Source organism: Alkalinema sp. FACHB-956 (assembly GCF_014697025.1).
Lineage (GTDB): Bacteria > Cyanobacteriota > Cyanobacteriia > Leptolyngbyales > Leptolyngbyaceae > Alkalinema.
Window position 1 is genome coordinate 18,328 of the sequence record NZ_JACJRC010000005.1, and the last position, 25,429, is coordinate 43,756.

The window sequence follows — 25,429 nt, forward strand, 5'->3', positions numbered from 1 at the left end:
GATTCATTTGGTACATCCTTTAGCGTCTTTACCTTGAAACCTATGGTTGCTGCTGCATCGTCCAAAACCCTCGATCGGATCCGTCAAATCTATTCCCAACCCTTGCCCGATTTGATGTTCGAGGCCCAGCAGGTCCATCGATCGCACCACGATCCACGGGCGATGCAACTCTGCACCTTAGGCAATATCAAAAGCGGAGCTTGCCCAGAAGATTGCGGCTACTGCTCCCAAAGCGTGCACAACAACTCCGGCCTCAAACCCGAACCACTGATGCACACGGACACCGTCTTGGCAGAGGCCCAGGCCGCTAAAGCCGCCGGAGCCACCCGGTTCTGCATGGGGGCAGCATGGCGGGAAGTGCGAGATGGAGCCCAGTTCGATCGCGTCCTCGACATGGTGCGACAGGTGGCAGCCCTGGATATGGAAGTCTGCTGCACCTTGGGCATGCTGCAACCCCACCAAGCCCAGCAACTCAAGGAAGCGGGCTTAACCGCCTATAACCACAACCTGGACACCTCCCCCAACTACTACGAAAAAATCATTACCACCCGCACCTACCAGGATCGACTCAATACGATTAAAGCGGTCAGTGATGCCGGAATTTCCGTCTGTTGCGGAGGCATTGTCGGCATGGGTGAGTCGGAAACCGATCGCTTGGAATTCCTGGAAGCCTTAACCACCTTGGATCCCACACCGGAGTCCATTCCCATCAACAGCCTGATTCCGATCGCAGGCACCCCCCTGGAAAACGCGCCCCCCGTCGATCCCATTGACCTGGTACGGATGATCGCCACCACGCGCATCCTCTTCCCCAAGGCGATCGTGCGCTTGACCGCAGGCCGTTCCCAGATGAGCGATGAACTACAAGCCCTCTGTTTCCTCGCCGGAGCCAATTCGATCTTCACCGGCCCCGTGTTGCTAACGGCCCCCAATCCTTCCCGCAACCACGACGCTGACCTGCTCGATCGCCTCGGCATGGTGCCTAGAACCCTTTAGATCGCTGTAAATTTAACTGGTCTGCCGATCGTTACGCTCCCGTCACCTGTTCAGCAATCCACTGGAGATAGGGTAGGGAGCCTGCCACGATCGGCAGCGCAATCACTTCCGGCACCTCATAGGGGTGGAGCGATCGCACCATCGCGTCAATCTCACCAAACCGCGCCAGTTCCGTTTTAATCAGCAGTTGCAACTCGCCCTCCTGCTGCACTTCGCCCTGCCAGGTGTAAATCGACGTGACGGGAAACAGACTGACACAGGCCGCCAGTTTCGCTTCTAGCAAGGCATGGGCGATCGTCTCGGCGATCGTTCCATTGGGTACCGTCACCAGAACGGTGCAGTATTGACTCGTCTCAGCCATCGTTCTCTTTCTATACTGAAGCAACTAGTGAATCAACGCTGGTCATCCAAGCTAGTCATCCACGCTGGTCATCCCAAAAATGATTAGCCGATCGAACAGCTTCATATTGCTACCCTTAAACCGAGACTCCTGGCAAGTTCCTATGCTACTTCGATCGATTTTTTTAGCAGTCCTGTGGATCGGTTTCGTTGGGTATGCCTTCCTGCTGGCTCCCCCCGATCGACCGGACACCCTCGACCTCATTCTTCGCCTTTCCACCGGAAAATTTGACGGCATTAATCCGTTGATCGTCAACTTGTTCAACATCATGGGCGTGTTGCCCTTAGCCTACGGCTGCCTGCTCTACAGCGATGGACGCGGCCAAAAACTCCCCGCCTGGGCCTTTTCCGCAGGATCCTTTGCAGTGGGAGCCTTTGCCCTGCTGCCCTACCTGATTTGGCGCAAGGATAACCCGCAATTTGTAGGGCCGAAAAACTGGGTGATTAAACTGTGGGATTCCCGCTGGCTGGCGATCGTCATTGCTCTCGCAGCGGTCACCATGATTTATCTAGGCTTCAGCAAAGGCGATTGGGCGGATTTTGTCCAGCAGTGGCGCACCAGCCGGTTTATCCATGTCATGAGCTTAGATTTCTGTCTCCTCTCGCTGCTCTTTCCCACACTGCTGGGGGACGACCTGGCACGGCGCGGCATCAGCGATCGCCGGATTTTCTGGATCGTCTCCTGCCTTCCCCTCTTCGGCACCTTGGGCTATCTGCTGTGGCGACCCCCCCTGCCGGACAATTCAGCTCCCCCCGCTAGCACTCCAGCCTAGGCGGCAGCGACGATAGCAACGACGATAGCAACGACCATGGCAACCGTACATCTTTGGCAAGCAGGACTCGACTGCGATCGCCGCCAACTGGCCCACTATGCCCAACGCCTGTCACCGGATGAGCAGCAAAGGGCCGATCGCTTCGTCAAACCCCGACACCGCGATCGCTTCATCACAGGGCGGGGCATCCTGCGGGGGCTGCTGGGGCAATGTCTGGGAATTGCGCCAGAGCGCTTGCAATTTTCCTACGGGGCCCACGGCAAGCCTGACCTAGCCTATCCCGCCAATTCTGGCTGGCAGTTCAATCTGGCCCATTCCGAGGATCAATCCCTGATTGCCCTCACCCAGGGGGCCGCGATCGGCGTTGACCTGGAAAAAATCCGTCCCATGCCGCAGTTAGAGCAACTCACGGCCCGCTTCTACGCCCCCGATGAACATGCCCAGATCCTGGCAGCCCCGATCGCCGATCGGGAAATGCTGTTTTTCCGCTATTGGACGTGCAAAGAAGCCTTTCTCAAGGCAACTGGGGAAGGCTTGGGCAAACTCCAGCACCTACAACTCGCCCTCGGTCGATCGGCCCAGGAGGAACCTGTCCGCATCATCACCCTCCCGGAAAGTCCTCCCACTGCATGGCAATTGCGGGAACTGCCGCTGACCAACGGGTTTGTCGGCGCGATCGCCGTGGCCCATGCTGAAGTGGCGATCTCCTTCACCTCTTTCCAAACCGGGGAGTTCCTATGCTAGTATTGTTAACTGCTGTCTAAAACTTAAAGCAAGGAAACGCAATAATCCCATGGCTTTGCTGCAAACTCGTAAGCAAGAAATCATTTCTGATTACCAAACCCACGAAACCGATACCGGATCCGCTGAGGTGCAAGTTGCCATCTTGACGGAGCGCATTAACAAACTGAGTGCGCACCTCAAGACCAACAAAAAAGATCATGCTTCCCGCATGGGGCTGTTGCGCATGATCGGCACCCGTAAGCGTTTGCTGGCCTATATCCAAGGCAAGAGCAATACCCACTACCGTGAACTGATTACTCGTCTGGGTATTCGCGGTTAAGAACCCTATTGGCAGAGTGCTCCCTATGTCGGCTGAACCGCAAAAGTCTAAGCAAGAATCCGCTTCTGAACGCCTTCCCTTTGAACCAGGTGCCTCGAAAAAAAAGGTAGCAAAGCCATCGGAGGCTCGGGCAAGTTCTGAGAACCAGAGTCAACCTGAAAAAGCCGAGCGATCGGCGAGCGCTAAGCCGGGTGGCATGGGGGTTCCTGAAGTTGTCAGTCAACGCATGGCTCGTCGGATGGCTTTCTTCAGCGGAGTTCCTACCTTTTTAGGCATGGCAACCTTTGTGGGCAGTTACCTACTGGTAATTCAACTCCACTACAAAATTCCGAATACAGCAGTTCTGCTCGTAAGTTTAGGGTTCTTTGGCCTCGGAGTTTTGGGCTTATCCTACGGTCTATTCTCTGCATCTTGGGATGAGGCTCGGGTGGGTTCTCTTCTCGGCATTGATGAATTTGGCACCAACACGGGTCGCCTGATTCAAGCCTGGAAGGAAGCCCGCGCCCAACAGTCAAAATCCCCGTCTTCTAAAGACCGATAATTTTTTGCACTCAGCATTCCACCCACTTGATACCGACTTGTGGGCTGGGCACAATCCAAAAGAGGTGTAGATCCTAGGATAATGACTAGGTCTGCGCCTCTAATTTTTTATGCAGAATTTCCCATTCTCGTTACGGCTAGCAGAAGACGCGGATTTACCCACGATCGCCCGTCTAAGCCGCTTTGCCTTTGTGCCCACCCAGTCCGACCAGCAGGTGCAAGAGGGTTGGTTCAGTCAAGGGGTGCAGTTGCCCGATCGACGGCGCTGGGTCGTCACGGAGGCCCAAACCGATCGCGTCGTCGCCACCTATGCGGAACTGGAATTGCAAATTGCCTGTTTAGGCAGCGTGATTCCTGCGATCGGACTAGGCGGAGTAGCCGTTGCGCCGGAATGCCGAGGCCAGTCGATCGCCCACTGGATGCTGACCCAGGCCATCCACCAAGCCCAGGCGCAACAAGTCCCCTTACTCATGCTCTATCCCTTCCAGCATGGCTTCTATCGCAGTTTGGGCTGGGGCTGGGTTGGGCAGGTTTATCAATATCCGATCGCGCCGCAGCACTTACCTAAATACCCACGATCGGGAACTGTCCAGCCCATTACCCCTAGGGAACGCCCTGCCGTCCAAGCCCTCTATCAACAGGTCGCACTGCAAAATAACGGTTGGCTGCTGCGATCCGATCTGCAGTGGGAGGCATGGTTTCAACCGCTTCCAGGCCAGGATTTCTGGGGCTATTGGGAGGGTGAGACACTCTTGGGGTATGTCCTGCTGGGGGTGGAACAACAGGCCATCTATGGCACAAAAGCGATCGCCGTCGTGCGGGAGTGGGTAGCAGTTAACCCAGCAGGGTATCGGGGTATTTTGGCCTTTCTGAGAAGTTTGCGCGATCAGTTTTCCCTCCTGATTTGGCATACCCACAGTGCGGATCCCTTTCCCCATTTACTGCAACAGCAGGATCGCGTCCTCCCCCAAGGGCACGATCGCACCTTGCTCCGGTTCAGCCATCGCCTAGGAGAAATCGGCAGTAGCTTCATGTGGCGTTTAGTAGACTGCCAAGCTGCGCTAACGTCCCGTCCAGTGCAACCCACCGCCCCGTTTAGTTTGGCCTTGCAAGTTCAGGACGCGATTTTAGGGAATTCTCAGTGGTGGGTTGACTGTGCCGATGGCCGCATGACTTGTACCCCGTTACGATCGCGGGCCGCCGCCCCGGCCATCCTCACCCTATCGATCGAACATCTCAGCGTTCTGTTTGCTGGAACCCGTACCGTTGAGGATCTGCTGTGGACCGAGGAAGTTCAATGGCAGGGCGATCGCACAATCCTCACTCACCTGACCCAAGCGTGGCAAGGTCCACCCCCCTTTTGTTGGGATTTTTTCTAGAAATCACCTGGGTTGGGACTGGTCTAGAAATCGACGCTAGGACAGATCCCGCTCTTCCTGTTGCCGCTTCAATTCCTTGAGACGGGTTAACTGATCTTCCACGGATTGGATTAACCGATCTAAATCCAGGCCATTGGTTTTGCCATCGGTGGAAGCGAGGTTAATCCGAGCACGATTGTGTAGCTCAGTAATTTTGTGTTGCAGTTCCTTGGCAATTGTCAACGTATCCCGGCTGAGATTCGTTAACTGTTGCTGCTGGTAGAACTTTAAGGCTGCACCGCGCAACACTTGCAGAGTTGCCTCTTCTCCCGTCGGTTTGGGAATGATGCGCAACCGTAGCAAAATGCGATTACGTTCATACAACCGTTCAATCTCGACCTGTAGAGGTTGATCGATCGGTTTCAACGGCAGACGCATCAAACGCTTGAGTTGAAACAATAGGCCATCAAATAATTCTTTGCTCAGGTTGTCTAGCATGGATTGGACAACGCCATTTTCACTCCAGAGAACGCGGCCTCCCGGAGTTTGACGCTCAAAATATAGCCGTCCAATGCCATTGTCTACAATGCGGCCCAACAGTTCCTGGATCAGTTGCTGGGGCGGCAGATGGCTGAGAATTTCTGGGGAACTGTCGAGGTATTGGGGAGAAATCTTGAGGGACGGTAGTGCGTTCTCTGGCCAAGGAAACGGCGGGACAGCCATGGCTTCCGAGACCCGATCGGGAAGTCTTAAATCCTGCCGAGGTTGGTCTCGATCGCCCTCTGGTTGGGCTAGCAATGCCTCATTAGAGAGTAATGACTCTTGGGATAGCTGAACCGCAGAAACGTCGCCGTTTTCTGGCCGGGGGAATGCCGTTGAATCCAATGCATCCAAGGCCGCTGGGTCGATCGTGCTGAACGGATTCACAGGAGACCCATTCGTGCGGGCCGCATTTGAGTCCAGCGGAGGGAAGGCAGGGTTGGAAAGCGGTTGAATTTCGGTGTGGGTGGCCCCCGATGCAGCGGACAAGTCCTCTTGAAGGCAGGTTTTGCCCTCTTGGGTGGTGGTATTCCGATGGAGCGATGGAATATTCCAGTCCGTTAATAGATCCGGACTTTCCAACACCAAAGTTTCCTTCAGCGATGCTGGATTAGCGGAGGCAGGCCGAGGGGCAGGGGCTTGGGAGCCCGCGTCTAAGCGGTTGAGGCTTGCTGGATCTAAATGTGCTGGCTTTTTGGCCCGGTTTTCCACCAAGTTTAAATAGGCAGACAGAACCTTATGGTGGGTTTCTGAGGTAATGGTTTGGGGGATCAGCGAATAATTGAGAAAAGCCAAAATGCGACGAACATAGTCCAACGCAGCAGCATCCTGTAGATTGACCATGCCCAGCCGCAACTTGCTCCCCTGAATCGAAAGGGGGAGGATTTGGTGGTACAAGCACGCTTCGAAGGGAAGAACTTTCCCAATCAACGTGAAAATGCTATCTAAATCAGTCTCTTGGTTCACCACGGCGGATGCATTGGGAGGGTTAGGGTGGTGGGGCGCTACTGCCGACGCAGAGCTTAATAACGGGTCAGCCTTAGGATCGATCGATCCATTAGACTGCAAAGAAGACTCAGAAGATGAAAAACTGAGTGGAGATGCTATAAACATAGTTCAACCAGAAACCCACTAGGTAGACCTAGTACCCTAGACGAAGGGATTGGTTGAGACTCCGGAAAAAAAAGATCTTTGTCCCCTATTCTATGCGGTTTGAGAAGGGGGATTCGAAAGATAAGCATTGCGGCTTAGTCGAACGCTGCATCTAACACTGAGCCAAACTAAGTTCTGTCAAACCCAGTTCCAGGGTCTTTCTATAGTAGAAGCACACAAGTAGAAGCACACAGGAGCACACCCTCTCTCAGGGAAGAACCTTTTGCAAATCGCCGTCACGATCGCCCAGACTTAGGGGCTAGCGAGTCAAATTCCAACGGTTCTACGACGAGTTGTCTAAATTAGCAATTTTGCCGAAGCGCCTTTTCTCTTGAGTTGACTAGACTGGAGAATAAGCTCTAAATAATAAAAAACCGACAGTCCTCTTAAGAAACCTGTCGGCCAGTCGTGTGTTCCCTGTTGATGACTCGGCTAAAGTTGAGTCCTCTTTATTATGTCTACATCAACCTATTACGCAAGAGATCGAGATCAGTGAAGTGCTGTGATCATGATCACATATAGTGGGTCGCCTTTCAGACTAGAAATGCGGCCAATCAATATTGAATAGTTACAACCGAAATTATACGGGTTCTTCCTACATTTTAGCCCGACATACTCAGTAATTCTACTGTGTTTTTTGAAAATGTAAATCTTTGAATCAGAAGAAATGATCTGAAATTGCGGCGAAGCTGCAAAACGATAAAGTCAAACCCCGTGAAAGTCAAACCCCGTGCTAGTTAGAGGGGGGAACTGAACAAAACGCTTCTACGCAACGAACAAATAATTCTACGCCCAGGGCAAGTGCCGTTTCGTCAAAGTCGAAGCGGGGATGGTGATGGGGATAGTTGAGCCCTTGGGCTGAATTGGCTGAACCCAGAAAGAAGTAGCACCCTGGAACTTCATTTAAAAAGTAAGACATATCTTCTCCCCCCATGGTTTGACAGTTGGGAACAACCCCTAAGGGGGATTCCACAACGGTTTCTGCGATCGAACTCACAAGGGCGGCCATGGTGGCATCGTTGATCACCGGTGGATAGAGCTTGTGGTAATTCAACTCATAGGTTGCGCCATGGCTTTGGCAAATCCCAGCAATCACCTGTTCCACCCGTTGCTCAAAGAAGGAGGCATAGTCTGGATTGAAGTAACGCACTGTCCCACTGAGCCGAGCGGTATCAGCAATGACGTTACAAGCCGTGCCCGCATGGAACTCGCCCACGGTCACGACCGCGGACTCGATCGGATCTACGTTGCGGGCGACGATCGTTTGTAACCCATTGACAATTTGGGCCGCCACAACAATGGAATCGATCGTCTGCTGGGGAATGGCCCCATGGCCCCCTTTGCCAAAAATGGTGCAGCGGAAGGTTTCAACGGCAGCCATCAGTGCACCACTGCGCACCCCCACTGTGCCAATGGGAAGCTGATTCCACAGGTGTAAGCCAATCACCGCATCCACCGTAGGATTTTGTAAAACACCGGCGGCGACCATGGGTGCAGCTCCGCCTGGGCCTTCTTCAGCAGGTTGAAAAATGATTTTGACCGTACCGGAAAAATCTGGATTGCGAGAGAGATAGTAAGCGGTACCGAGGGCGATCGCCACATGGCCATCATGGCCGCAGGCGTGCATTTTACCCTCATGCTGCGATCGATACTCAACTTCGTTTTCTTCTTGGATCGGCAAGGCATCCATATCGGCTCGGATGGCTAAAACCTTACCCGGTTGCTGGCCTACGATCGTGGCAACGATACCCGTTTCGGCAATGCCCGTTTGATGGGGAATGCCCCACTCTTGCAACTGAGTGGCGATGAAAGTGGCCGTTAATTGTTCTTGGAATCCCAGTTCTGGCCGTTGGTGCAGTTGTCGTCGCCAGTGAATGATCTGGGGATGGAGCGATCGAATGCCGAGGCGCACCTGTGAGAGTTGAGGAGAGGAAGAAACCAGTGGGGATGCAACCATACAGCAGTAATGACTTATCTATAGGGAATAACCAAAGGAATAACTAAACAGGGATAACCAAGCAGGAATAACCCATTAGCCCGAGCATTCTTTGATTTTGGCATCCCCAGAAAACTTTCGCTGAGTTCCGGCAGAACATCTCTCCCAAGACAGACTTCGATCAGACGGAATTGAGATAGGACGGACTGGAATTCCTTCAATCTGCATGAGGTGGAATGGGTGCGAAGCTATGGAATCCCTGGCGATTCTAGGCTGAACCGATCGTCAGAATTCCTGCAAGTTATGTACTTTCCTTGACGATCGATTTGGCGCTTTTCTAGGGTGGATACATCTTTTCGCCCGCTGATTGCTTCCTTTCATTGCTTCCCTTGGTTGGATATTTTTAGACCCACTTTACTAGACACACCATGAGCGTTCGATCGTGCCTTCGGGAATGGCCTATCTGGTTAGCAACCTTGACGGCTGGTTTCTTGATTTTGCTGAACTCTTGGCAGGGAAATGCGGTTGCCACCTTGCCTCCCAATTCTCCCATCGCCCAGGTTGGTGGACAGTTCCAAGTTGCCTACAGTCCTGTTAAGAACGCAGAATTCGCTCCCTTTCGGCAAGTGATTCAAGAAAGTCGGTTGTACGAAACGATCGCCGAAGAACTGAATAAAGGGTTGGTTTTGCCCACCGATGTCACGATCGCTTTAGCAGAGTGTGGTACCGAAAATGCGTTTTACAGCGCCGAGCACAAAAGCATTGTGATGTGCGATGAACTGCTGGCGTATTTTGGCAAGTTGTTTGCCCCCACTGCCACTTCGGACACAGACTTGGGAGAGTCTATGCTCTACACCAACTTATTTGTCTTTTTCCATGAACTGGGGCACGGATTAATCGATCTGTACGATTTACCCACGACCGGGCGAGAAGAAGATGCCGTTGATGAGTTTTCTACCATATTGCTCCTGGAAGCAGGCCCAGATGGGGAAAAAGCCGTGCTCAATGCAGCCCATTGGTTTGTCTTACAGAGTCAGCAACAGTCGGAGAATTTAGCCTTTTGGGATGAGCATTCCCTAGATTTACAGCGCTTTTATGGCATTGCTTGTCTGGTTTACGGCAAAGATCCCAACAAGTTTGCCGATCTGGTTAAAGATGGACTCCTCCCGGAAGCCCGTGCCCAGCGCTGTGGTCGTGAGTATACGAAAAAGTCACAAAGTTGGGAGAAGCTCTTGGCTCCCCATGGAAGATCGTAATGGGCGATCGTAACTTGCGATCGTGACATAGCCTGCGATCGTAACTTGCGATCGTGATATGGCCTGCGATTCAGGCTCCATCCCATCTGTTGTTGAGTCGGCGGATGGGATGGATAAAGCAGCTAGATCAGGTTAGGTGATCGAAGGTGATCGAGTCAGTTTAGGCGGAATGCAACGTCTTCCAGTGTTGTTGCAGATCCGCGATCGTAAACACGGCATCAAAGTTCAAGCCTTGCTCCGCATAAAACTCCGCACCGCCCTGTTGCCGATCGACCAAGGAAATCACACGATCGACTTGATAGCCCGCATCCCGTAAGCGATGTACTGCCTTCATTGCCGATTGCCCCGTGGTGACCACATCTTCCAACACCACAACGGGACTCCCCGCTGGTAACGTCGGCCCTTCAATGTAGGCTTGGGTGCCATGGCCTTTGGCTTCTTTGCGCACAATCAAGGCCGTCAGCGATCGACCTTCATAGGCAGCAACGACGCTTGTGGCCGTGACGATCGGGTCTGCCCCTAACGTTAGACCCGCAACCCCAACCGTATCTGCGGGAATGTAGGGTAACAAGATGCGCCCAACGCCCAACGCCCCCTGGGGATGCAGCGTGACTTGCTTGCCATTGATGTAGTAAGTGCTGCGCTGTCCAGACGAGAGTAGAAAATCTCCCTCCTTATAGGCGACTTCGCAAAACAAATCCAAAAGGGCTTGCCGGAGATCGGACAGGTCAGCACTTGCCCAAGCAAAGTTGGATTGAGTCATATTTTCTAGGGTCATCAGGGCAAACTAAAAACATTAATTGTGGGCACGATCGCCACCGAGATCAGTCGGCGTTCGATCAACTGGCAAACGATCAACAGACAAAACAGACCTCTAAACTTGATTCAAATTCACCAAATTCGAAGCTCACACTCAGGCGCTCACTTGAGTCAAACCAGTGCGTGAAACCAGTGCGTGAAACCAGAGTTTAGAACACCCGCTAACACTCGCGATCGCTGCGTGTTGAATCCTCCGAGCATTCCAGCATGGGATCTTGCCAAATTTGATCTTAGTCGGAAATGATCGGCTACCATGAATCGAAAACTTCGAATCACAAACTTCAAGGTCAATTTTTTATGGGCGCAAAGCTAACACATTGGGGTAGCTTGCTGCTAATGGCCACCGTTGGGTTATTCCCTATGGTTGCCGTACAAGCGCAAGAACCCACTGCTACAACAATTTATCGGCCCGATGAAACTATTCCTGATGCCATGGATCGGGAGTTTTTTGATCATGGCAAATCCTATGTGAATAGCCGTGACTTTCCGGCTACACAAAGTTTTCACACCCTTTTTGGCCCCGAATTTCCTGAGAATGCGATTATCAAAGACGCTAAAAGTGTCTATCGCCTCTATCGCTACCTGCAAGAACTGCAAAACGATCAGGATCCTTATCTCCGAACGGCGGATTTGGCCAATCCATTTAATACTTCAGTGCAGTTTTTGCCCAGCCAAACTGGACGGATGGCAGGCAATGAGCTGATTTTTGAGAATAGTGCTCCGGCTCCGGCCCCTGACCCCATGCTGGCTCCGCCGCCCGTGGCAGCGCCCGAACCCGTTGCTGCACCACCTATCCGGCAACCCGTGGAAGCCAAGTTTTAACGATCGCAACCTCCATGGTTGCAGACCGATCGCGTTTGAACAACGATCGCAGAGTTAAAAATTCTGCGATCGTTATTGTGTATGGCTAGCTTTGTGACGAGTGCTTTGTGAATGGATGCTCTGCGGGAGGAAACTTGCGAAAGAGAAGCAGCAAGACCGATCCTCACGGTTCCAAAGCTTTACAGTTCCAAAGCTTTACAGTTCCAAAGCTTTAATGGCAGCTTGCACCCGTTGCACATTGTCCTCTTGTCCTTGCTGCTGGTAGAGCTGATAGGCCCGTTGGAAAGCTTGCAGCGCAGCTTCCCGCTGATTGCGGGCTTGCAGTGCCTGACCTAAACCATAGAAGGCATTGGCGTCCTCCGGATCAAGCTGGGTTGCCTCTTGATAGGACGCGATCGCACTGGCATAGTCCCCCTGCTGAAAGTAACTGTCTGCAATGCCCCGATGGGCTTCGGGCAAGCGACTGTTCAACAAAATGGCTCGCTGGTAAGCCGCGATCGCCGACTCTGTTTCGCCCGCCGCTAACAGGACGCGCCCAATTTGCGCTTGTAGTTTAGCATTGCGAGGATCCAGTTGAGCGGCCCGTTCAAAGGCTTGGAGAGCCGAGGTGCGATCGTTGCGCATCAGGTGGGCAATTCCCAGCCCGAGGGGAATGCGGCTGGACTGGCTGTCAAACTTAGCGGCCCGTTGGAGAACATTGATCGCATCTTCGGGGCGTTCCTGCTCCAGTAGGATGAATCCAATCCCTGTCCGGGCATCGGTATTTTGGCCGTCGATTTTCAGGGCTTGTTGGTAAGCTTGGAGTCCTGCTTCGTACTGGTTTTGGCGGGTTAGCAAAACGCCCAATCCCAAATAGGCATTGAGGTGGCGATTATTCAAGTTGACCGCCGTCCGATAGGCAGTGATCGCCTCATTTTCCCGACCTAAACTCGCCAGATTAAAGCCCAGTGCATAGACAAAGTCAGCATTCTTAGGATCGATCGCGATCGCCTGTTGATAGGCTTGCACCGCTTCCTCGTACCGCCCTTGGGTCGCTTGAAGATAGCCAATGCTAGAGAAGATTCGAGCATTTTTGGGGTCTAGCTGGGCCGCACGCTCAAACAAGGACAAAGCTCTAGCGAAGTTTTTCGCCTCAACTTGATCTCCAGCATCCTTGAGCACCGTTTCAAGTTCTTGCTGTTCCGCCGTAGGCTTACTTTGGGCGTACAGTTCAACGGATTGTGCCATCGATGGCACCCCCGTTAAGGCAATAAGGGTGGTGACGATCGCCCCCAGGATTGACTTACCAAAAGAGTGGGTCATAGTGAGAGTTGTGTGAGGAACGGGCAGAAATGCTACCATCTCTGGGTTCATTTTGCGAGGATAGCCCATGATTTTATCAACAACCGATATTCTTCAAGGAGTAGAAATTGACTCCTATCTTGGATTAGTCACGGCTGAAGTGGTCTATGGCAGTAATGCTTTACGCGATTTTTTTGCCGGAATCCGGGACATTATTGGGGGCCGTACCGCCAGCTATGAACGGGTTTTCCAACAGGGCCAGCAGGCAGCCTTTGCAGAATTGGAGGCCCGCGCGAAGGCCCTGGGAGCCAATGCAGTGATTGGAATTGAAATTGACACCGGAACCATCAATCTCGACCAGTCTGGCGTCATGCTGTTGATTACGGCAGTGGGAACCGCGGTCCGCACTCGCTAACCCGATCCCGCGAAATTCCTGGCATTCTCAAGCCCCTGGCTCTCATATTCCAGGAAAACTTAGGCTCCTTGCCCCAGAAGCTTCTGGATACCTCAAAGCGTGAAAAATAATTAATAAAAAAGAGGTTATCCTAGGATAACCTCTTTTTCGTACGGGCTAGGAGGGATTCGAACCCCCGACACCGTGGTCCGTAGCCACGTGCTCTAGTCCACTGAGCTACAAGCCCTCGCACAAGATTTATATTAACACACCCTTCTCGAAAAATGCAAAACATTTCTGAAGACTCTCTCAATGCCTCATCCCTCAGTCATTTAGACGATCGCGGTCAGGCGCAAATGGTGGATGTGTCCGCAAAACCAATAACCGTGCGGCAGGCGATCGCAGAGGGATTTGTCCGGATGCAGCGATCGACCCTCGATGCCATTTTGGCTGGCAATTTGCCGAAGGGGGATGTTTTGGGAACGGCTCGCCTTGCGGGCATTATGGCTGCGAAGCAAACCGCAAATTTGATTCCCCTATGCCATCCCCTGCCGTTGCAAAAGGTGGAGGTGCAGATCCTTCCCGTGGAAACGTTACCCGGTGTGCGCATCGAAGCCACCGTGAAAACCAAAGCGGAAACGGGGGTGGAAATGGAAGCCCTGACTGCAGTTTCGATCGCAGCCTTGACCCTCTATGACATGGCCAAAGCAGTGGAAAAATCGATTCAGATCGAGGGCATTCAACTCGTCCAAAAAACGGGTGGCAAATCCGGCGATTATCAACGATAACTCCCACCAGCAAGCGAGTCCGTCGCGCTGGCTAGTGGAAATCGGGGAGTGGATTAGGTTTGGGCCAAGCAGACTAGATGCTGGGGCGGAATTCTGGACGCTACACCGGTTCAAACCACGCCACGATCGCAAAAATCAGAAAAAGGACGCCCCCTAAAGCAGTCACCACCCGTTCCGATAACCGCCCTGCAATTAACCGACCACCGATGACGGCAATCAATGCACAAATCGCGTGTCCCAGAATTGCGCCGATCGTGACTGCGATGGGGTTATTGGCGGCAGCCAGGGCAATGGTGGCAAATTGCGTACGATCGCCCCACTCCGCGAGAAATACCAGCATACAGGCTTCTGCCATGATGGCAAAGGGCGCAGCTTTTTTGAGCTTTGTTTCCGCTTCTGCGATGGCTTCAACCGCTTCCTTTTCCGCCTCTGCGCTAGGGGCCAGGGAGGTCATTTGGCTGGCATCGTACAGCAACTTCACCCCAAAGAGGATGAACAGCCCGATCGCCGCATAGTGGGTTACTTGTTTAGGCAGCAGTGCCACAAGCTGACCGAGTGCTACAGACAAAATCGTCATTGCGGCTAAGGCAACGATCGAACCCACAAAGACCCAACGACGTGGGTAACGCATCGCAAGACAAAGGGAGATAAAAAAGGTTTTATCTCCCAGCTCAGAAATGGTAATCAGTAAGAGAGATGCCGTAAAACCAGTCAGCATTACCGGACGGAAGTTTGGGTACAGCGTCCAGCGTACCCGAGCGGCTCACACAAACTGTGAAGATGAAAAAACTATGAGAGCATCTGTTCCCCTGTCTACGGTTTCAGCCGCTGGGTGTGATGCTCTCAATCGCTGTTGGAATTTGTGGAAGTCGTTTTGTAGGACTCGTTTTGGGCCAATCTAAGGCTTATGGGAAACGAGTGTCGCTCCCAGTGCTCTGGAGAGGAAAAACTCGATCGAGTGAATCAAGTACCGCCGATCTTCCTGAGGATCCACCATTGGTTGAACCAAAATCGTATGCATTCCCAAGCGGTTCCCTGCTAGGACATCGGTAAATAATCGATCGCCCACCATGCCGACCTGCTCTGGGGGCAGACCGATCGCTTCCACTGCGCGACGCAATTTACGCCGCGAAGGCTTGGCCGCCCCGGAAATATAGGGAACCTTGAGCGTTTCGGCAATTCGCTTAATCCGAGTTTCACTGATGTTGTTGCTTACTAGCCAAATTTGCGGCGCGACAGTTTTCACCGCTTCCACCCAAGGCAACAACTCCGATGACACCTGCGCCATCGTAATCGGAACGAGGGTTTCATCAACATCCAAGACAAGCCCTCGCAATCCGCGGGCTTGCAGCAGGTCAGGACTCAGGCTCAAAATCGTATCCGATAACAATAGGTCAGGTTGCAGAAGTTTTCCCCAAGACATAGGCAAAAATTTGGGCTAGGAGTTACAAACTAGAAACTTGAAGACTGAGTTTAAAACGATAACGAGAGGTTCTAAGTTAAAGACCTCGGAGTTACAGACATTGTACGGGTAGCATCGATGCAAGAAAGGACAAATTTCGAGAATGCTGTGGGCAAGAGACTGCCAGCGATGTGGGCTCCCCCTGGTTGACTCCCGGCTTTCTGGTTGGCTGGCTTCTTCTAGGGGGCAACTCGATCGATTAAACCCAGAAACCAGACACCTCCTTCACCAGGAACACCCTTCACCAGAGATAAAGATTCCTGCAACACCTGACTGAGACTGGAAATTACGGCTTTTTGCGCTCAGGAGTAGACTGAGGCGATGACGTTGGCGCGGGTGTGGTTTCTGCTTCCACCCGATCGCGGATCTGAGTCTGGGCAGACTCATGCTCTGCTAAGGTGCGGCTAAACACATGCGTCCCATCATAACGTGCAACGAAATAGAGATAGCTCGTCTGCTCTGGTTCCAACGTTGCCTTTAAGCTTGCCAGACCTGGACTCGCGATCGGGGTCGGTGGCAGCCCTGGCGTGATGTACGTGTTGTACGGAGAGGGTGTGCGCACCTGCGCCAGCGTCAGAGGTTGTTCCTTAGTTTGACGAATTCCTAAGCCATATTCCACCGTAGGATCCGAACCCAAGGTCATTCCTTGCTTTAAGCGATTCGTGAATACCCCAGCAATGAGGCGGCGCTCACTGGGAACAACAGCTTCTTTTTCAACAATACTGGCGAGGGTGACCCATTGCAGCAGCGACAATTGCAATGGATTGGTGGACTGTTGGGATTGAGTGTGGGATTGATAGAGGGGAAGAGCCGTTTGCTCAAAGCGATCGAGCATCTGACGAAGCGCTTGCTCAGGGGTTAAGGTTGTTCCTGAAATTTCGTAGGTATCGGGAAAGAGAAATCCTTCTAAAAAAGGAAGATTAGGCGGTAACCAGGGATATTGCTGAGGGGAAATTTTCTGGGCTGCCTGCAGAAAGGCTTCCGCTTTAAAAAATCCTCGCTGCTCAAAATATTCAGCCATTTGGCGGAGTGACCAGCCCTCTGGGATTGTGAACTGATTGCGAACTATGTCCCCAGTCCAAATCTTTAGGGCGATCGCATCCATGGATTCCGTGGGCGAAATTTCGTAGGTTCCGGCCTGAAATCCCCCCGATCGACCTTTGAGTTGTTGGAATCGCGTCCAGATTTGCCACGCTTGCTGAGATTGAATTAAGCCCGCAGCTTGGAGGCTCTGACCAATTTCTTGGGCGGAACTACCTGGAGGCACTTCAAACAGGGTGCCCTGACTGGTCGTTGTTTTCGCGGTCACAGGCGCGATCGATGCTTGCCACCAAGCATACGATCGCACACCTCCCAACCCAAGCAGTATCAGTAGGCTCAATCCAATCCATGGGGCATTACGGACGATTTTCATGCGTTTGTGGAGTCAGGCTTGCTGAGTGAACAACTGACTCGTTACTCTAGCGCATCAAAAAGCTGATCCTCAATCATCGGTAAAAGAGGCTCAATTTTCTCTAATTCGTCTGGAGACAGCAAATTAGGACGACCTTGTTCATCCATCCGCGCCAGAATGAAGTAGGGATCCAAATGAGCATAGGCCGAATACTCTTGATCTTGGTGATAAAAACTCGCTAGGAGTTGCAGTTCCTCCTGCTCATCCTCATCAAACTCACCATCCTCATAGTTTTCGTCTTCTAAGTCCGGTAGATCGCCCTCAACCGTCAAAACTACCGCTGTGCGTTTCAGAATCAAATTTTGCTCACCCAGCACAGCCTTGGCAGTTGGGAAAATACGCTGAATCTCCGCTTCGTCTTCCACTAAGACGGCTTCTTCTTCGTCACTACCATCGCTTTCCCACGTCACAATTTCGATCGTGGAGTCTACAGGCAACAATAGGACGTATTCTTGACCCTCAACACTGAGCGAATGTTCAATGTAGCAGTCTAGCGTCAACCCAGATTCATCGGTTAGGGTGACAGTAGGCGCATCAAAAATTTCTTCATTCATCGGATTTTCCTTATCCCAGCTTGACGGGGCACTTTTCGCGATGCTACCGAGTAGCAATCTAGCTATGCCAGCATAATGTGCAGTGGCAATGCCTTACCCTCAGACAAGTATCGCCTAGAATGCACCCTCTGTACGGGGTTCCTCGGAGAGTTTTTAGGATTCCAATCAGGATCCGATAATGCATCAAACCAGCCATTCCCCAAGCCCCCTGCTGGAGGAATCACCATCGTTACGGCGATCGAGAACTGACTTTCCAGGCTGAGTTGTACAGCCTGTCTTACCAAGAGGCCGTTCGACGGGAATGACCTTTCTGTGGATAATCGCCTTCTCCAGGTTTGCCCTGGAGGTTCCCACTTCCTCGGACTAGCCCCTCCCAAAAGTGACCCGTGGGCATTACAATGCATCCATCATTCGGTCATCTGGCAGTTGTTGCGCTTTTAAGTTTGTAGGTAATCAATCATGGGCGAGTTGGAACGCGTACCAGTCGGCATCGTGGGTGCATCTGGCTATGGCGGTGTGCAGTTGGTGCGGTTGCTTCAAGATCACCCCCATCTGGAATTAACCTATGTGGCGGGAAATAGCACCGTCGGACAGGAATTTTCGGAACTGTATCCCTACCTGTCCAATATTGTTCACCAGAAGATTGAAGCCTACGATGTCGATGTCATTGCCGATCGCTGTCGCATTGTCTTTTTAGCCTTGCCCAACGGACTGGCCTACAAGATGGCTCCAGAACTGCTGGCGCGGGGTTGTAAGGTGTTGGACTTGTCCGCTGACTATCGCTTTACCGATCTCGCTACGTATAAAACTTGGTATGGGATGGAGCGGACTGATGGCGAGATCAATGAACAAGCGGTCTATGGACTCCCGGAACTGTATCGGGATCAGATTGCGGAATCTAATTTAATTGGTTGCCCCGGCTGCTATCCCACCGCGAGTTTGTTGGCCCTAGCTCCGTTGTTGAAGCAAGGATTAGTGGTACCGGAAACCGCCATTATCGATGCTAAATCCGGCACTTCCGGTGGGGGTCGCCATGCCAAGGTCAATATGTTGCTGGCCGAAGCTGATAACGCGATCGCGCCCTACGGCGTAGCCCGCCACCGTCACACTCCGGAAATTGAGCAAGTTTGTAGCGATTTAGCAGGCCGGGAAGTGCTGGTGCAGTTTACGCCGCATTTGGTCCCGATGGTGCGGGGCATTCTGGCCACGGTTTACGCGACTCTGCGGGATCCGGGACTGGTGCGGGAAGATTTATTGACCATTTACGGCGCGTTCTACCGCAATCGCCCTTGGGTCAAGCTGCTACCGGCGGGAACCTACCCCCAAACCAAGTGGGCCTGTGGAACAAACCTCTGCTACATCAGCATTGAAGTGGATCCGAGAACCGATCGAGTGATTGTCATGTCGGTGATTGATAACTTGCTGAAAGGTCAAGCAGGCCAAGCGATCCAATGCGTTAACATCATGATGGGTTGGGAAGAAACCCTAGGCTTACCCAAGCTGGCCTTCTATCCGTAAAATCCTAAAGGGATGGGGGGAAACCTTGTATTCGCGGATTACGTGTCACCGTAGACACGATCGTTGGCCTGACGGCCTTCGGGAGATCGCCTGAGGAAATCTTGGCGGCCTATCCTGATCTAGAGCTAGCTGACATATACGAAGCACTTGCCTATGCCGCCTAGCGAGGGGAGGAATCAACCGCTTACCCTGCACTTGGTGTCGATCCTAAGCGGGCCTTTTAGCCTTTGCTCGATCGGTGGAATTGTGGAATGGAACGATGTAGTTAAAGAAGCGTCAAATGTTTCAAGGTTCACTATTCTAAGAGGAGACTCTTGCTATGACACCTGAAGATGGCAGTTCTAAGCACCGCAGCTTATCCGATGTGATGAAGCAATTTCTACTCGGCATCGCATTTGGGCTGGTGCTGATGCTGATCCCGCTCTCCTACATTTCGCTATCCGCGATCGAATGGCAGTTACTGCACGGAGTTGCCTTAGCCGCTTTGGTTATTTCCTGCGGAATCCTGGCAGCGATCGGAGGCAACAAAGCTTTAAGCCCATTGATGAAGTTCCTGGAATCAATTCCTCCGATTAGTTGAGCGATTCGTCTTCCCCTGGTTTCTAAACCTGGTTCGCTTAGAAGCCAGGGAAAATGAAGCCAGGGGAAAATAAAGCCAGGGAAAAATCTTTGACGACGCCCCACCTGTTCGAAATATCCTCTTGCTATACGTTTTTTGTTAAGGCAGGAGGCCATCTCGATCGATCGCGGAGAAGGATTCCGGAGAAACTAAACCCAACCAGGGATCGGCATCGGGGGTGAGGAACAATTCCCGGTACACCCGTGCGTTGAGCGAATCCACCGATTGAGTAGTACCAAAGGTGTTGCTCAGGAACCAAGCGTGAAGCTGGCTGTGGAGTAAATACTCGTTGCGGACAGTATCGAGGGCGATCGATTTTTCAAAGGATCGCAGGGCAGGTTGCAATTCCGCAGCAGTTTTGACGCCCTTCTTACGTTGCATGAGTTTGCGGCTATTCGTATCCAGCACCGCATCCGGGGCCGATCGCTGAGCCAGTTTTTCCCAAGCAGCTTGATCGGTCACTTCGGCGAGAGCAGTGCGGTTGCGGCCTGCGGCGGAGAGAACAGACAGCACCAACGGACTTTCCACCACCATTTTGGTCATAGCAATGCGGCCTGCGGCGATCGCGTCGGGGTTTTGTCCTGCTCGGCGATCGGGCTCCAGGCTGTCCAACTGGGGCGGCTTGAGGCCCAGGGCTTTGAGATCCGCAGTCCACTGGTTTTGCAAAGCGGTAAGGCGATCGCGGTGATACTGTTGCAAAAACGTATCTCGCTGATCCACTGGAGTTGCTTCATAGGCGGCCACGGCTTTTTCCGCCTGTTGCAACTGCTTGAGAAAAGCACCGGGGCCATAGAGACCGGGCAGGGCTTCGATCGGGCGGCCCTCGGGACTCAGGATGTAGTGAATGCTGTTCCCCGTCAGGGTGCGCTCCAACTTTCGGCCATCACCAAAATCGACGGTTACCTTGGGGGCGGGACGAACCGACTGCCAATGGAGCACAAAGCGATCGCGCAATACCGGGGCAATCTGGGCATTGGGATACAGCGCCACCCGGAAAAATCGACTGTTGGCGCAACTGAGATCCTGATCCAAATGCCCCAGTAGCCGCAGGGACAAAATTGGCTTACCACTGGCTTGGGCTGCAGCTTTGGCCTCTTCTAAATCGGTATACCAAAACAGTTGGGACGCATCACAATCCCGTTGCCGACAGAGCGCATCCAGTTCTGCCCGCCGTTCGGGGGACTTGGCTAACTCCGGCCCATTTTTTTTGACAAATTCTGCGATCGCCGCTGTTCGATCGCCTTTCGCCATTGTTAGTGGGGCAGCAGCAGCTGAACTGATCCCCAGGGTCAGGAACGGAACAACCAAACCCAGCAGCAGTGGAATACGCATGGCAAATTGGAGGGGTGAGGTGAAATCAAGATTAGATGTACCCCGAACCTAGGCAACTTATGCATTACTCTACGCATTTGCTTGGTGCATTAACCGACGCATTCGACTTATGCATTTGACTGTGACTCGCGGCGGAAGAGATGCCCATGCTCTGCATTATAGAGCCGCGATCGCGGACTGCCCTCCGCCAAGGGTCGATTGTTATAGCCATACTCCGCCGGAATGGTGGCACTGGTCAGGGCGGGACTAATCAGATACATCGTGGTGCGAATGAGTTGCTCCCGTTGGGTCACTTCTGCCATCTGATACAAGGGAACGAGCAAAATCTTTTCATCGGGCCAACCAAGGCGAAAACAAATCGCGATCGGCATTTCCGGGGGATAGTGTTGCAGCAATTTGGCCTGGGCTGCTTCCACATGGCGAGCACTGAGATACAGGCAAAGACTGGCCTGGTGGGCCGCCAAGGTCGATAACTCTTCTGCGTCCGGCACTTGAGTCCGGCCACTGATGCGGCTCAGGATAATCGTCTGCACCACATTCGGCACCGTCAGTTCCACCCGAAGTCTGGCTGCTGCCAATTGGTACGCGCTCACCCCCGGCACAATTTCAAAGGGAATCTCGGCTTCCAATAGGGCGGACATTTGCTCTTGCACTGCGCCATAAAAGCAGGGATCACCATCGTGGAGCCGCACAACGGATTGTCCCGATCGCACCCGATCGATCAAAATCGGCACAATTTCTTCTAGGGTCTTGTTCGCTGTGGGGATAATTTCGGCCTCCGATCGGGCCAGTTGCAGAATCTGCTGGGGAACTAGGGAATCGGCATAGAGGATCACATCCGCCTGCTGGATCAAGCGCTGGGCTTTAACGGTCATCAGGTCTGGATCGCCAGGGCCAGCGCCCACGATATAGACCATGGGGGCCAACGGGTTAGCCGGAGGGATTGGAGGGGGGCCAGATTCAGGGGCAGATTGGGGAGAGAAAGCAGATTGGGGAGAGGAAAAGGTCATCGCAAGCTTCAGGAAGGTGATCACCCAGCAAGTTGTGTACCAGTTTTGCCGTCAAACGTTTTGCAGCCGTCAAACGCTTTGCAGCCGTCAAACGTTGTGCAGCCGTTAAATAGTTTGCATCTCAACCATTGCTTCGGGAACTTCTCATTATTGGAACTTCTCATTATTGAAATTGAAACTTCCCATTTTGGAGCTTCCATCCATTTTGTCCGGATGGGAGTGATGGCCCTGGAAGAGTGGAATGGTAGATGCACCCTGACTTATCTCCCCGGAAGCTCTTGTGGCTTCTGGGGTTTTTCCATTTTGGGGCCAGGTGTTGAAAGGACAGGTGTTCTGGATTACTGCAAAGCCCGAGGAGTTGCATCGGGAGCCACCACATCGGGCAGCGATCGCTTCAGGCCATAAAGCCAAGCCAAGCCTGCAATCCCTAGCAGCACGCCTGCCAAACTGACCATTTGCGCCATTTTCAGCGGCCCTAACATCAAACTATCCATCCGTAGTCCTTCAATCCAGACTCGACCCAGGCTGTAGAGAATGGCATAGATGAGAAATAGGCTGCCCGATTTCAGCGTCAGTTTGCCTTGCCGATCGCGAATGACGAGAAGCATCAGGATGCCAAACACCATCACATTCCACAGAGACTCGTAGAGAAAGGTGGGATGGTAATAAGCCACCGTTTCTAGTCCCGGCGGGCGCTGACTCAGGGGAATCAAAAGCTTCCACGGAACATCCGTCGGGGCTCCATAGGCTTCGGAGTTAAAGAAATTGCCCCAACGCCCGATCGCTTGACCTAAAATCAGCGCCGGAGCCACAATATCCGCCAACCGCCAAAAGGAAATATTGCGCACCTTCGCAAAAATCACAGCCGCTAACATGCCCCCTAAAATTGCGCCATGAATGGCAATTCCCCCCTCCCAAATGGCGATCGCCTTACTGGGATTGGCGGCGTAGTCCTTCCATTGGAACAGGACGTAATACAGCCTTGCACAGGGTAAGGCCCCAATCACTAACCAGATGGCTAAATCATTCATCAGTTCAGGATCAATGTTTTGCCGATTGGCGAGCTTTTGGGACAAACTCACTCCCAACAACACCGCCGACGCAATTAATAGCCCATACCAACGCACCACCACTGGCCCTAGGTGAAAGGCGATCGGGCCTGGAGAGGTAAACTCAGCAGCCAAAAGAACAGCGGAACTGACCATGGAAATCCCATTAACAAAACCCTGTCCAATGTAGCGCGATCGCAGAATCCTGTAACGTCTACCCGCCAGAGTCTACTATTCAGGCAGGGCAGCCGCATCAAGACGAAAAATAGGGATTTGAGTGGGACATTTCAGAATGTTGCGGCGATTGGAAGGGGAGAAAAATGGTGAATTGGCTCCCTTTCCCCACTTCCGACTTAAATTCCACACTGCCACAATGCAGTTCAGCCAAGCGACGCGTTAACGCCAAGCCCAGCCCAGTACCCGCCCGTCGCCGATCGATAAAATCATCGACCTGTTGGAACGGATTAAACAACAAGTGCTGTTTTTCTTGGGGAATGCCAATGCCATTATCCCAAACCGTTAAGCCCAGAACTTGGTGATCATGGGTGACCTGAATCCCGATCGTGCCGCCTTCATGGGAAAACTTAATTGCATTGGAAAGAAGGTTCAACAGCATTTGGCGAATCCGGACTTCATCCGCCATCAAAGGGGGCAGATCGTCTGGAATCGCCGTTTGTAGGTTCAGGTTACGCACCTTGGCCTGCTCACTGATGAGCGCAACGGCTTCCTGGCAAATTTGGCTAATAGACAGGGGCATCATTTCCAAGGAAAGTTGTCCCGCTTCAATCTTAGAGAGATCCAAAATATCGTTAATTAACGCCAAGAGATGCTGGCCACTGCGGTGGATTTGCTGAATGTAGAGTTCTTGCTTGGCGGTTAATTCTCCAAAGATTTTTTGCTTCAGAATGGAGGAGAAGCCCAAAATCGAGGTGAGTGGCGTCCGTAGCTCGTGGGACATGTTAGCGAGAAACTCGGACTTTAACTGACTCGATCGGGCTAGGGCCTGATTTTCAACAATCAGTTCTAATTCAGTTCGCTTGTAATTAGTTATATCCCTGATTGTCCATACTAGAATTAACTGATCGGGAATTGACCCTACAGACGCTTCTGCTAGAAACTCATGTCCATCTTTGCGGCAGCAGCGCAGTTCCCCTCGCCATCCGTGGGTGGTCGCTTGTTGCAGCAATTGAGGACTTAAGCCGGATGATCTGCCTTCGTGGCTGAGAGATTGCCCAACCCATCGATCGATCGAATTTTGACAACACAGTTCTTTGAGGGAAGCCCCAAACAGCTGACTCGTCGCTGGATTCGCATACAAAATTTTCCCAGCCCGATCGGTGAGAATGACCCCATCTAGCATTGCTTCGAGGGCTTGCACCAAGAGACCGGGAGGCAGTTTAAGCGATGCAGAAAAGCTATCGCCAGACTCAAAAAAACCAAGGTTCGACATGCTGACTATCAACTTCTAGGCTCGCCAACAAGGAGCAAATAGACTACAACTCTGTCGAGTGACGATCAGGGGTCTTTAGAATTCACCGATATAGAACCGATCAGGCTGCGGACGTCGGGAACCAGGCTTGAGGCACTCAGCTTGAGGCACTCAGTAAGCTTGAGGCACTCAGTAAGCTTGAGACACTCAGCTTAGGGCACTCAGATGAAAACACTAGGCTTGAAATACTAGCAAGCACTAAGCACCATGCATCGCAGGAACCTTAGTGTCACAGGAGTCAGTCAGCTTAGGCTATTAAAGTCCACAAATAAAGTCCACAAAACTGATGAAGTCCGGAAAACGGATGAGCTTGAATTCCCCAACGGTGTGGGATACCCAAACCTTTCAGGGAAAATACTTAGACCCATTGTCCAGCGGATCTATCCAGAGACAAGGGAAATTCTACGCATGAACCCTAGGGTTCATGGGGAATACATCTCAATAATTTAAGTAATTATACGGTTTTACTACCTAGAAATTAAAATATTTGCAAGCTTTTTAGTCGATTTCCCTGAAAGCGTCAGTCTTCCTGCAAGCTAAGCTTCAAATGAAAATCTAATGCACCCATCTACGTCTATCTAACAAGGAACATCCTTAGCTATCCCATAGTTACCATGGGTTGTCAAGGCGCAACATCCCCCCAGGGGGTGACCCTATGAGACAAGGTCCAGGGGATGAGACGAGGTTCAGGGAATAGGAAATTAGCCTTGGGGAAGTCAGGGAGGTTCAGAAATTGGGAAGTGGTGGTTGGAATTTCCAGTAGAGCGGGTTAGAGTATCTGTCTTAGAATCGATCCAGATGCGTAGATTTTTCATAGGCCAGCTCA

The 25,429-nt window shown here is 52.3% G+C and carries 25 protein-coding genes, 1 tRNA gene and 1 pseudogene; 13 read left to right on the forward strand and 14 right to left on the reverse strand.

Features of this window, described 5'->3' with window-relative positions; all coding sequences use genetic code 11:
* Positions 1–42 precede the first annotated feature (42 nt).
* Positions 43–996, forward strand: a complete 954-nt coding sequence (gene bioB / locus H6G21_RS08115) for a biotin synthase BioB (RefSeq protein WP_190572523.1) — start codon at positions 43–45, stop codon at positions 994–996.
* Between the two features lie 31 nt (positions 997–1,027).
* On the opposite strand, the gene cutA is transcribed toward bioB, so the two are convergent.
* On the reverse strand, positions 1,028–1,357 hold the full coding sequence (gene cutA / locus H6G21_RS08120) for a divalent-cation tolerance protein CutA (RefSeq protein ID WP_190572525.1): 330 nt from the start codon (positions 1,355–1,357) through the stop codon (positions 1,028–1,030).
* 142 nt (positions 1,358–1,499) lie between these two features.
* Between cutA and H6G21_RS08125 the strand changes: the two genes are divergently transcribed.
* From H6G21_RS08125 to H6G21_RS08145, 5 genes are all read left to right on the forward strand, one after another.
* Positions 1,500–2,168, forward strand: a complete 669-nt coding sequence (locus tag H6G21_RS08125; RefSeq protein WP_190572527.1) for a DUF2834 domain-containing protein — start codon at positions 1,500–1,502, stop codon at positions 2,166–2,168.
* 36 nt (positions 2,169–2,204) lie between these two features.
* A complete protein-coding gene (locus tag H6G21_RS08130) occupies positions 2,205–2,912 on the forward strand; it encodes a 4'-phosphopantetheinyl transferase superfamily protein (RefSeq protein ID WP_190572529.1) in 708 nt (235 codons plus the stop codon).
* A gap of 49 nt (positions 2,913–2,961) precedes the next feature.
* Complete coding sequence (gene rpsO / locus H6G21_RS08135; protein WP_190572536.1) at positions 2,962–3,231, forward strand: 30S ribosomal protein S15; 270 nt, start codon at positions 2,962–2,964, stop codon at positions 3,229–3,231.
* 25 nt (positions 3,232–3,256) lie between these two features.
* Positions 3,257–3,772, forward strand: a complete 516-nt coding sequence (locus H6G21_RS08140) for a PAM68 family protein (protein ID WP_190572539.1) — start codon at positions 3,257–3,259, stop codon at positions 3,770–3,772.
* A 109-nt stretch (positions 3,773–3,881) separates the two neighbouring features.
* The gene (locus H6G21_RS08145; protein WP_190572540.1) at positions 3,882–5,150 is read left to right on the forward strand and encodes a GNAT family N-acetyltransferase; all 1,269 of its coding nucleotides are present in this window, start codon (positions 3,882–3,884) and stop codon (positions 5,148–5,150) included.
* A gap of 36 nt (positions 5,151–5,186) precedes the next feature.
* Here H6G21_RS08145 and H6G21_RS25390 read toward each other — a convergent pair whose 3' ends face one another.
* A complete protein-coding gene (locus H6G21_RS25390; RefSeq protein ID WP_199307100.1) occupies positions 5,187–6,737 on the reverse strand; it encodes a hypothetical protein in 1,551 nt (516 codons plus the stop codon).
* Between the two features lie 817 nt (positions 6,738–7,554).
* Positions 7,555–8,778, reverse strand: coding sequence for a M20 family metallopeptidase (locus H6G21_RS08155; RefSeq protein WP_190572542.1), 1,224 nt, complete (start codon positions 8,776–8,778; stop codon positions 7,555–7,557).
* A 407-nt stretch (positions 8,779–9,185) separates the two neighbouring features.
* Here H6G21_RS08155 and H6G21_RS08160 point away from each other — a divergent pair, with 407 nt between their 5' ends.
* Positions 9,186–10,013 (forward strand): DUF4344 domain-containing metallopeptidase, encoded by an 828-nt coding sequence (locus H6G21_RS08160; RefSeq protein WP_190572544.1) that lies wholly within the window; start codon positions 9,186–9,188, stop codon positions 10,011–10,013.
* A gap of 160 nt (positions 10,014–10,173) precedes the next feature.
* Here the strand turns inward: H6G21_RS08160 and pyrE are convergent, their stop codons facing one another.
* Entirely contained in the window at positions 10,174–10,791 is a 618-nt protein-coding gene (gene pyrE / locus H6G21_RS08165; protein ID WP_190572546.1) for an orotate phosphoribosyltransferase, read from the reverse strand.
* Positions 10,792–11,192: 401 nt separating this feature from the next.
* Here pyrE and H6G21_RS08170 point away from each other — a divergent pair, with 401 nt between their 5' ends.
* Positions 11,193–11,654 carry a hypothetical protein gene (locus H6G21_RS08170; RefSeq protein WP_190572548.1) on the forward strand — a complete coding sequence of 154 codons (462 nt, stop codon included), beginning with the start codon at positions 11,193–11,195 and terminating at the stop codon, positions 11,652–11,654.
* A gap of 195 nt (positions 11,655–11,849) precedes the next feature.
* Here the strand turns inward: H6G21_RS08170 and H6G21_RS08175 are convergent, their stop codons facing one another.
* Entirely contained in the window at positions 11,850–12,956 is a 1,107-nt protein-coding gene (locus H6G21_RS08175; protein ID WP_190572550.1) for a tetratricopeptide repeat protein, read from the reverse strand.
* A 67-nt stretch (positions 12,957–13,023) separates the two neighbouring features.
* Here H6G21_RS08175 and H6G21_RS08180 point away from each other — a divergent pair, with 67 nt between their 5' ends.
* Positions 13,024–13,350, forward strand: coding sequence for a YbjQ family protein (locus H6G21_RS08180; protein ID WP_190572552.1), 327 nt, complete (start codon positions 13,024–13,026; stop codon positions 13,348–13,350).
* Between the two features lie 152 nt (positions 13,351–13,502).
* Here the strand turns inward: H6G21_RS08180 and H6G21_RS08185 are convergent.
* Positions 13,503–13,576: transfer RNA gene (locus tag H6G21_RS08185), tRNA-Arg, on the reverse strand.
* 37 nt (positions 13,577–13,613) lie between these two features.
* On the opposite strand from H6G21_RS08185, the gene moaC reads away from it, so the two are divergent.
* Positions 13,614–14,117, forward strand: coding sequence for a cyclic pyranopterin monophosphate synthase MoaC (gene moaC, locus H6G21_RS08190; protein WP_190572553.1), 504 nt, complete (start codon positions 13,614–13,616; stop codon positions 14,115–14,117).
* 100 nt (positions 14,118–14,217) lie between these two features.
* Here moaC and H6G21_RS08195 read toward each other — a convergent pair whose 3' ends face one another.
* The 4 genes from H6G21_RS08195 to H6G21_RS08210 form a co-directional block, all read right to left on the reverse strand.
* On the reverse strand, positions 14,218–14,835 hold the full coding sequence (locus H6G21_RS08195) for a TMEM165/GDT1 family protein (RefSeq protein ID WP_190572555.1): 618 nt from the start codon (positions 14,833–14,835) through the stop codon (positions 14,218–14,220).
* A gap of 180 nt (positions 14,836–15,015) precedes the next feature.
* Positions 15,016–15,540 (reverse strand): YqeG family HAD IIIA-type phosphatase, encoded by a 525-nt coding sequence (locus H6G21_RS08200; RefSeq protein ID WP_190572557.1) that lies wholly within the window; start codon positions 15,538–15,540, stop codon positions 15,016–15,018.
* 325 nt (positions 15,541–15,865) lie between these two features.
* Positions 15,866–16,993, reverse strand: coding sequence for an endolytic transglycosylase MltG (mltG, locus tag H6G21_RS08205; protein ID WP_190572559.1), 1,128 nt, complete (start codon positions 16,991–16,993; stop codon positions 15,866–15,868).
* A gap of 41 nt (positions 16,994–17,034) precedes the next feature.
* Complete coding sequence (locus tag H6G21_RS08210) at positions 17,035–17,586, reverse strand: DUF3727 domain-containing protein (RefSeq protein ID WP_190572561.1); 552 nt, start codon at positions 17,584–17,586, stop codon at positions 17,035–17,037.
* A gap of 459 nt (positions 17,587–18,045) precedes the next feature.
* On the opposite strand from H6G21_RS08210, the gene argC reads away from it, so the two are divergent.
* The 3 genes and pseudogenes from argC to H6G21_RS08225 all read left to right on the forward strand — a co-directional run bounded on the left by argC (position 18,046) and on the right by H6G21_RS08225 (position 19,684).
* A complete protein-coding gene (argC, locus tag H6G21_RS08215; protein WP_190572563.1) occupies positions 18,046–19,104 on the forward strand; it encodes an N-acetyl-gamma-glutamyl-phosphate reductase in 1,059 nt (352 codons plus the stop codon).
* A gap of 14 nt (positions 19,105–19,118) precedes the next feature.
* Positions 19,119–19,268, forward strand: a pseudogene (locus H6G21_RS25990) (DUF433 domain-containing protein); the annotation flags it as partial.
* A 155-nt stretch (positions 19,269–19,423) separates the two neighbouring features.
* The gene (locus tag H6G21_RS08225) at positions 19,424–19,684 is read left to right on the forward strand and encodes a hypothetical protein (protein ID WP_190572565.1); all 261 of its coding nucleotides are present in this window, start codon (positions 19,424–19,426) and stop codon (positions 19,682–19,684) included.
* 138 nt (positions 19,685–19,822) lie between these two features.
* Here the strand turns inward: H6G21_RS08225 and H6G21_RS08230 are convergent, their stop codons facing one another.
* The 4 genes from H6G21_RS08230 to H6G21_RS08245 form a co-directional block, all read right to left on the reverse strand.
* The gene (locus tag H6G21_RS08230; RefSeq protein WP_190572567.1) at positions 19,823–21,055 is read right to left on the reverse strand and encodes a hypothetical protein; all 1,233 of its coding nucleotides are present in this window, start codon (positions 21,053–21,055) and stop codon (positions 19,823–19,825) included.
* A gap of 107 nt (positions 21,056–21,162) precedes the next feature.
* Positions 21,163–21,972, reverse strand: coding sequence for a precorrin-4 C(11)-methyltransferase (cobM, locus tag H6G21_RS08235; protein ID WP_190572863.1), 810 nt, complete (start codon positions 21,970–21,972; stop codon positions 21,163–21,165).
* 431 nt (positions 21,973–22,403) lie between these two features.
* On the reverse strand, positions 22,404–23,276 hold the full coding sequence (lgt, locus tag H6G21_RS08240) for a prolipoprotein diacylglyceryl transferase (protein ID WP_190572865.1): 873 nt from the start codon (positions 23,274–23,276) through the stop codon (positions 22,404–22,406).
* A gap of 91 nt (positions 23,277–23,367) precedes the next feature.
* Entirely contained in the window at positions 23,368–24,564 is a 1,197-nt protein-coding gene (locus tag H6G21_RS08245; RefSeq protein ID WP_190572569.1) for a PAS domain-containing sensor histidine kinase, read from the reverse strand.
* Positions 24,565–25,429 lie beyond the last annotated feature (865 nt).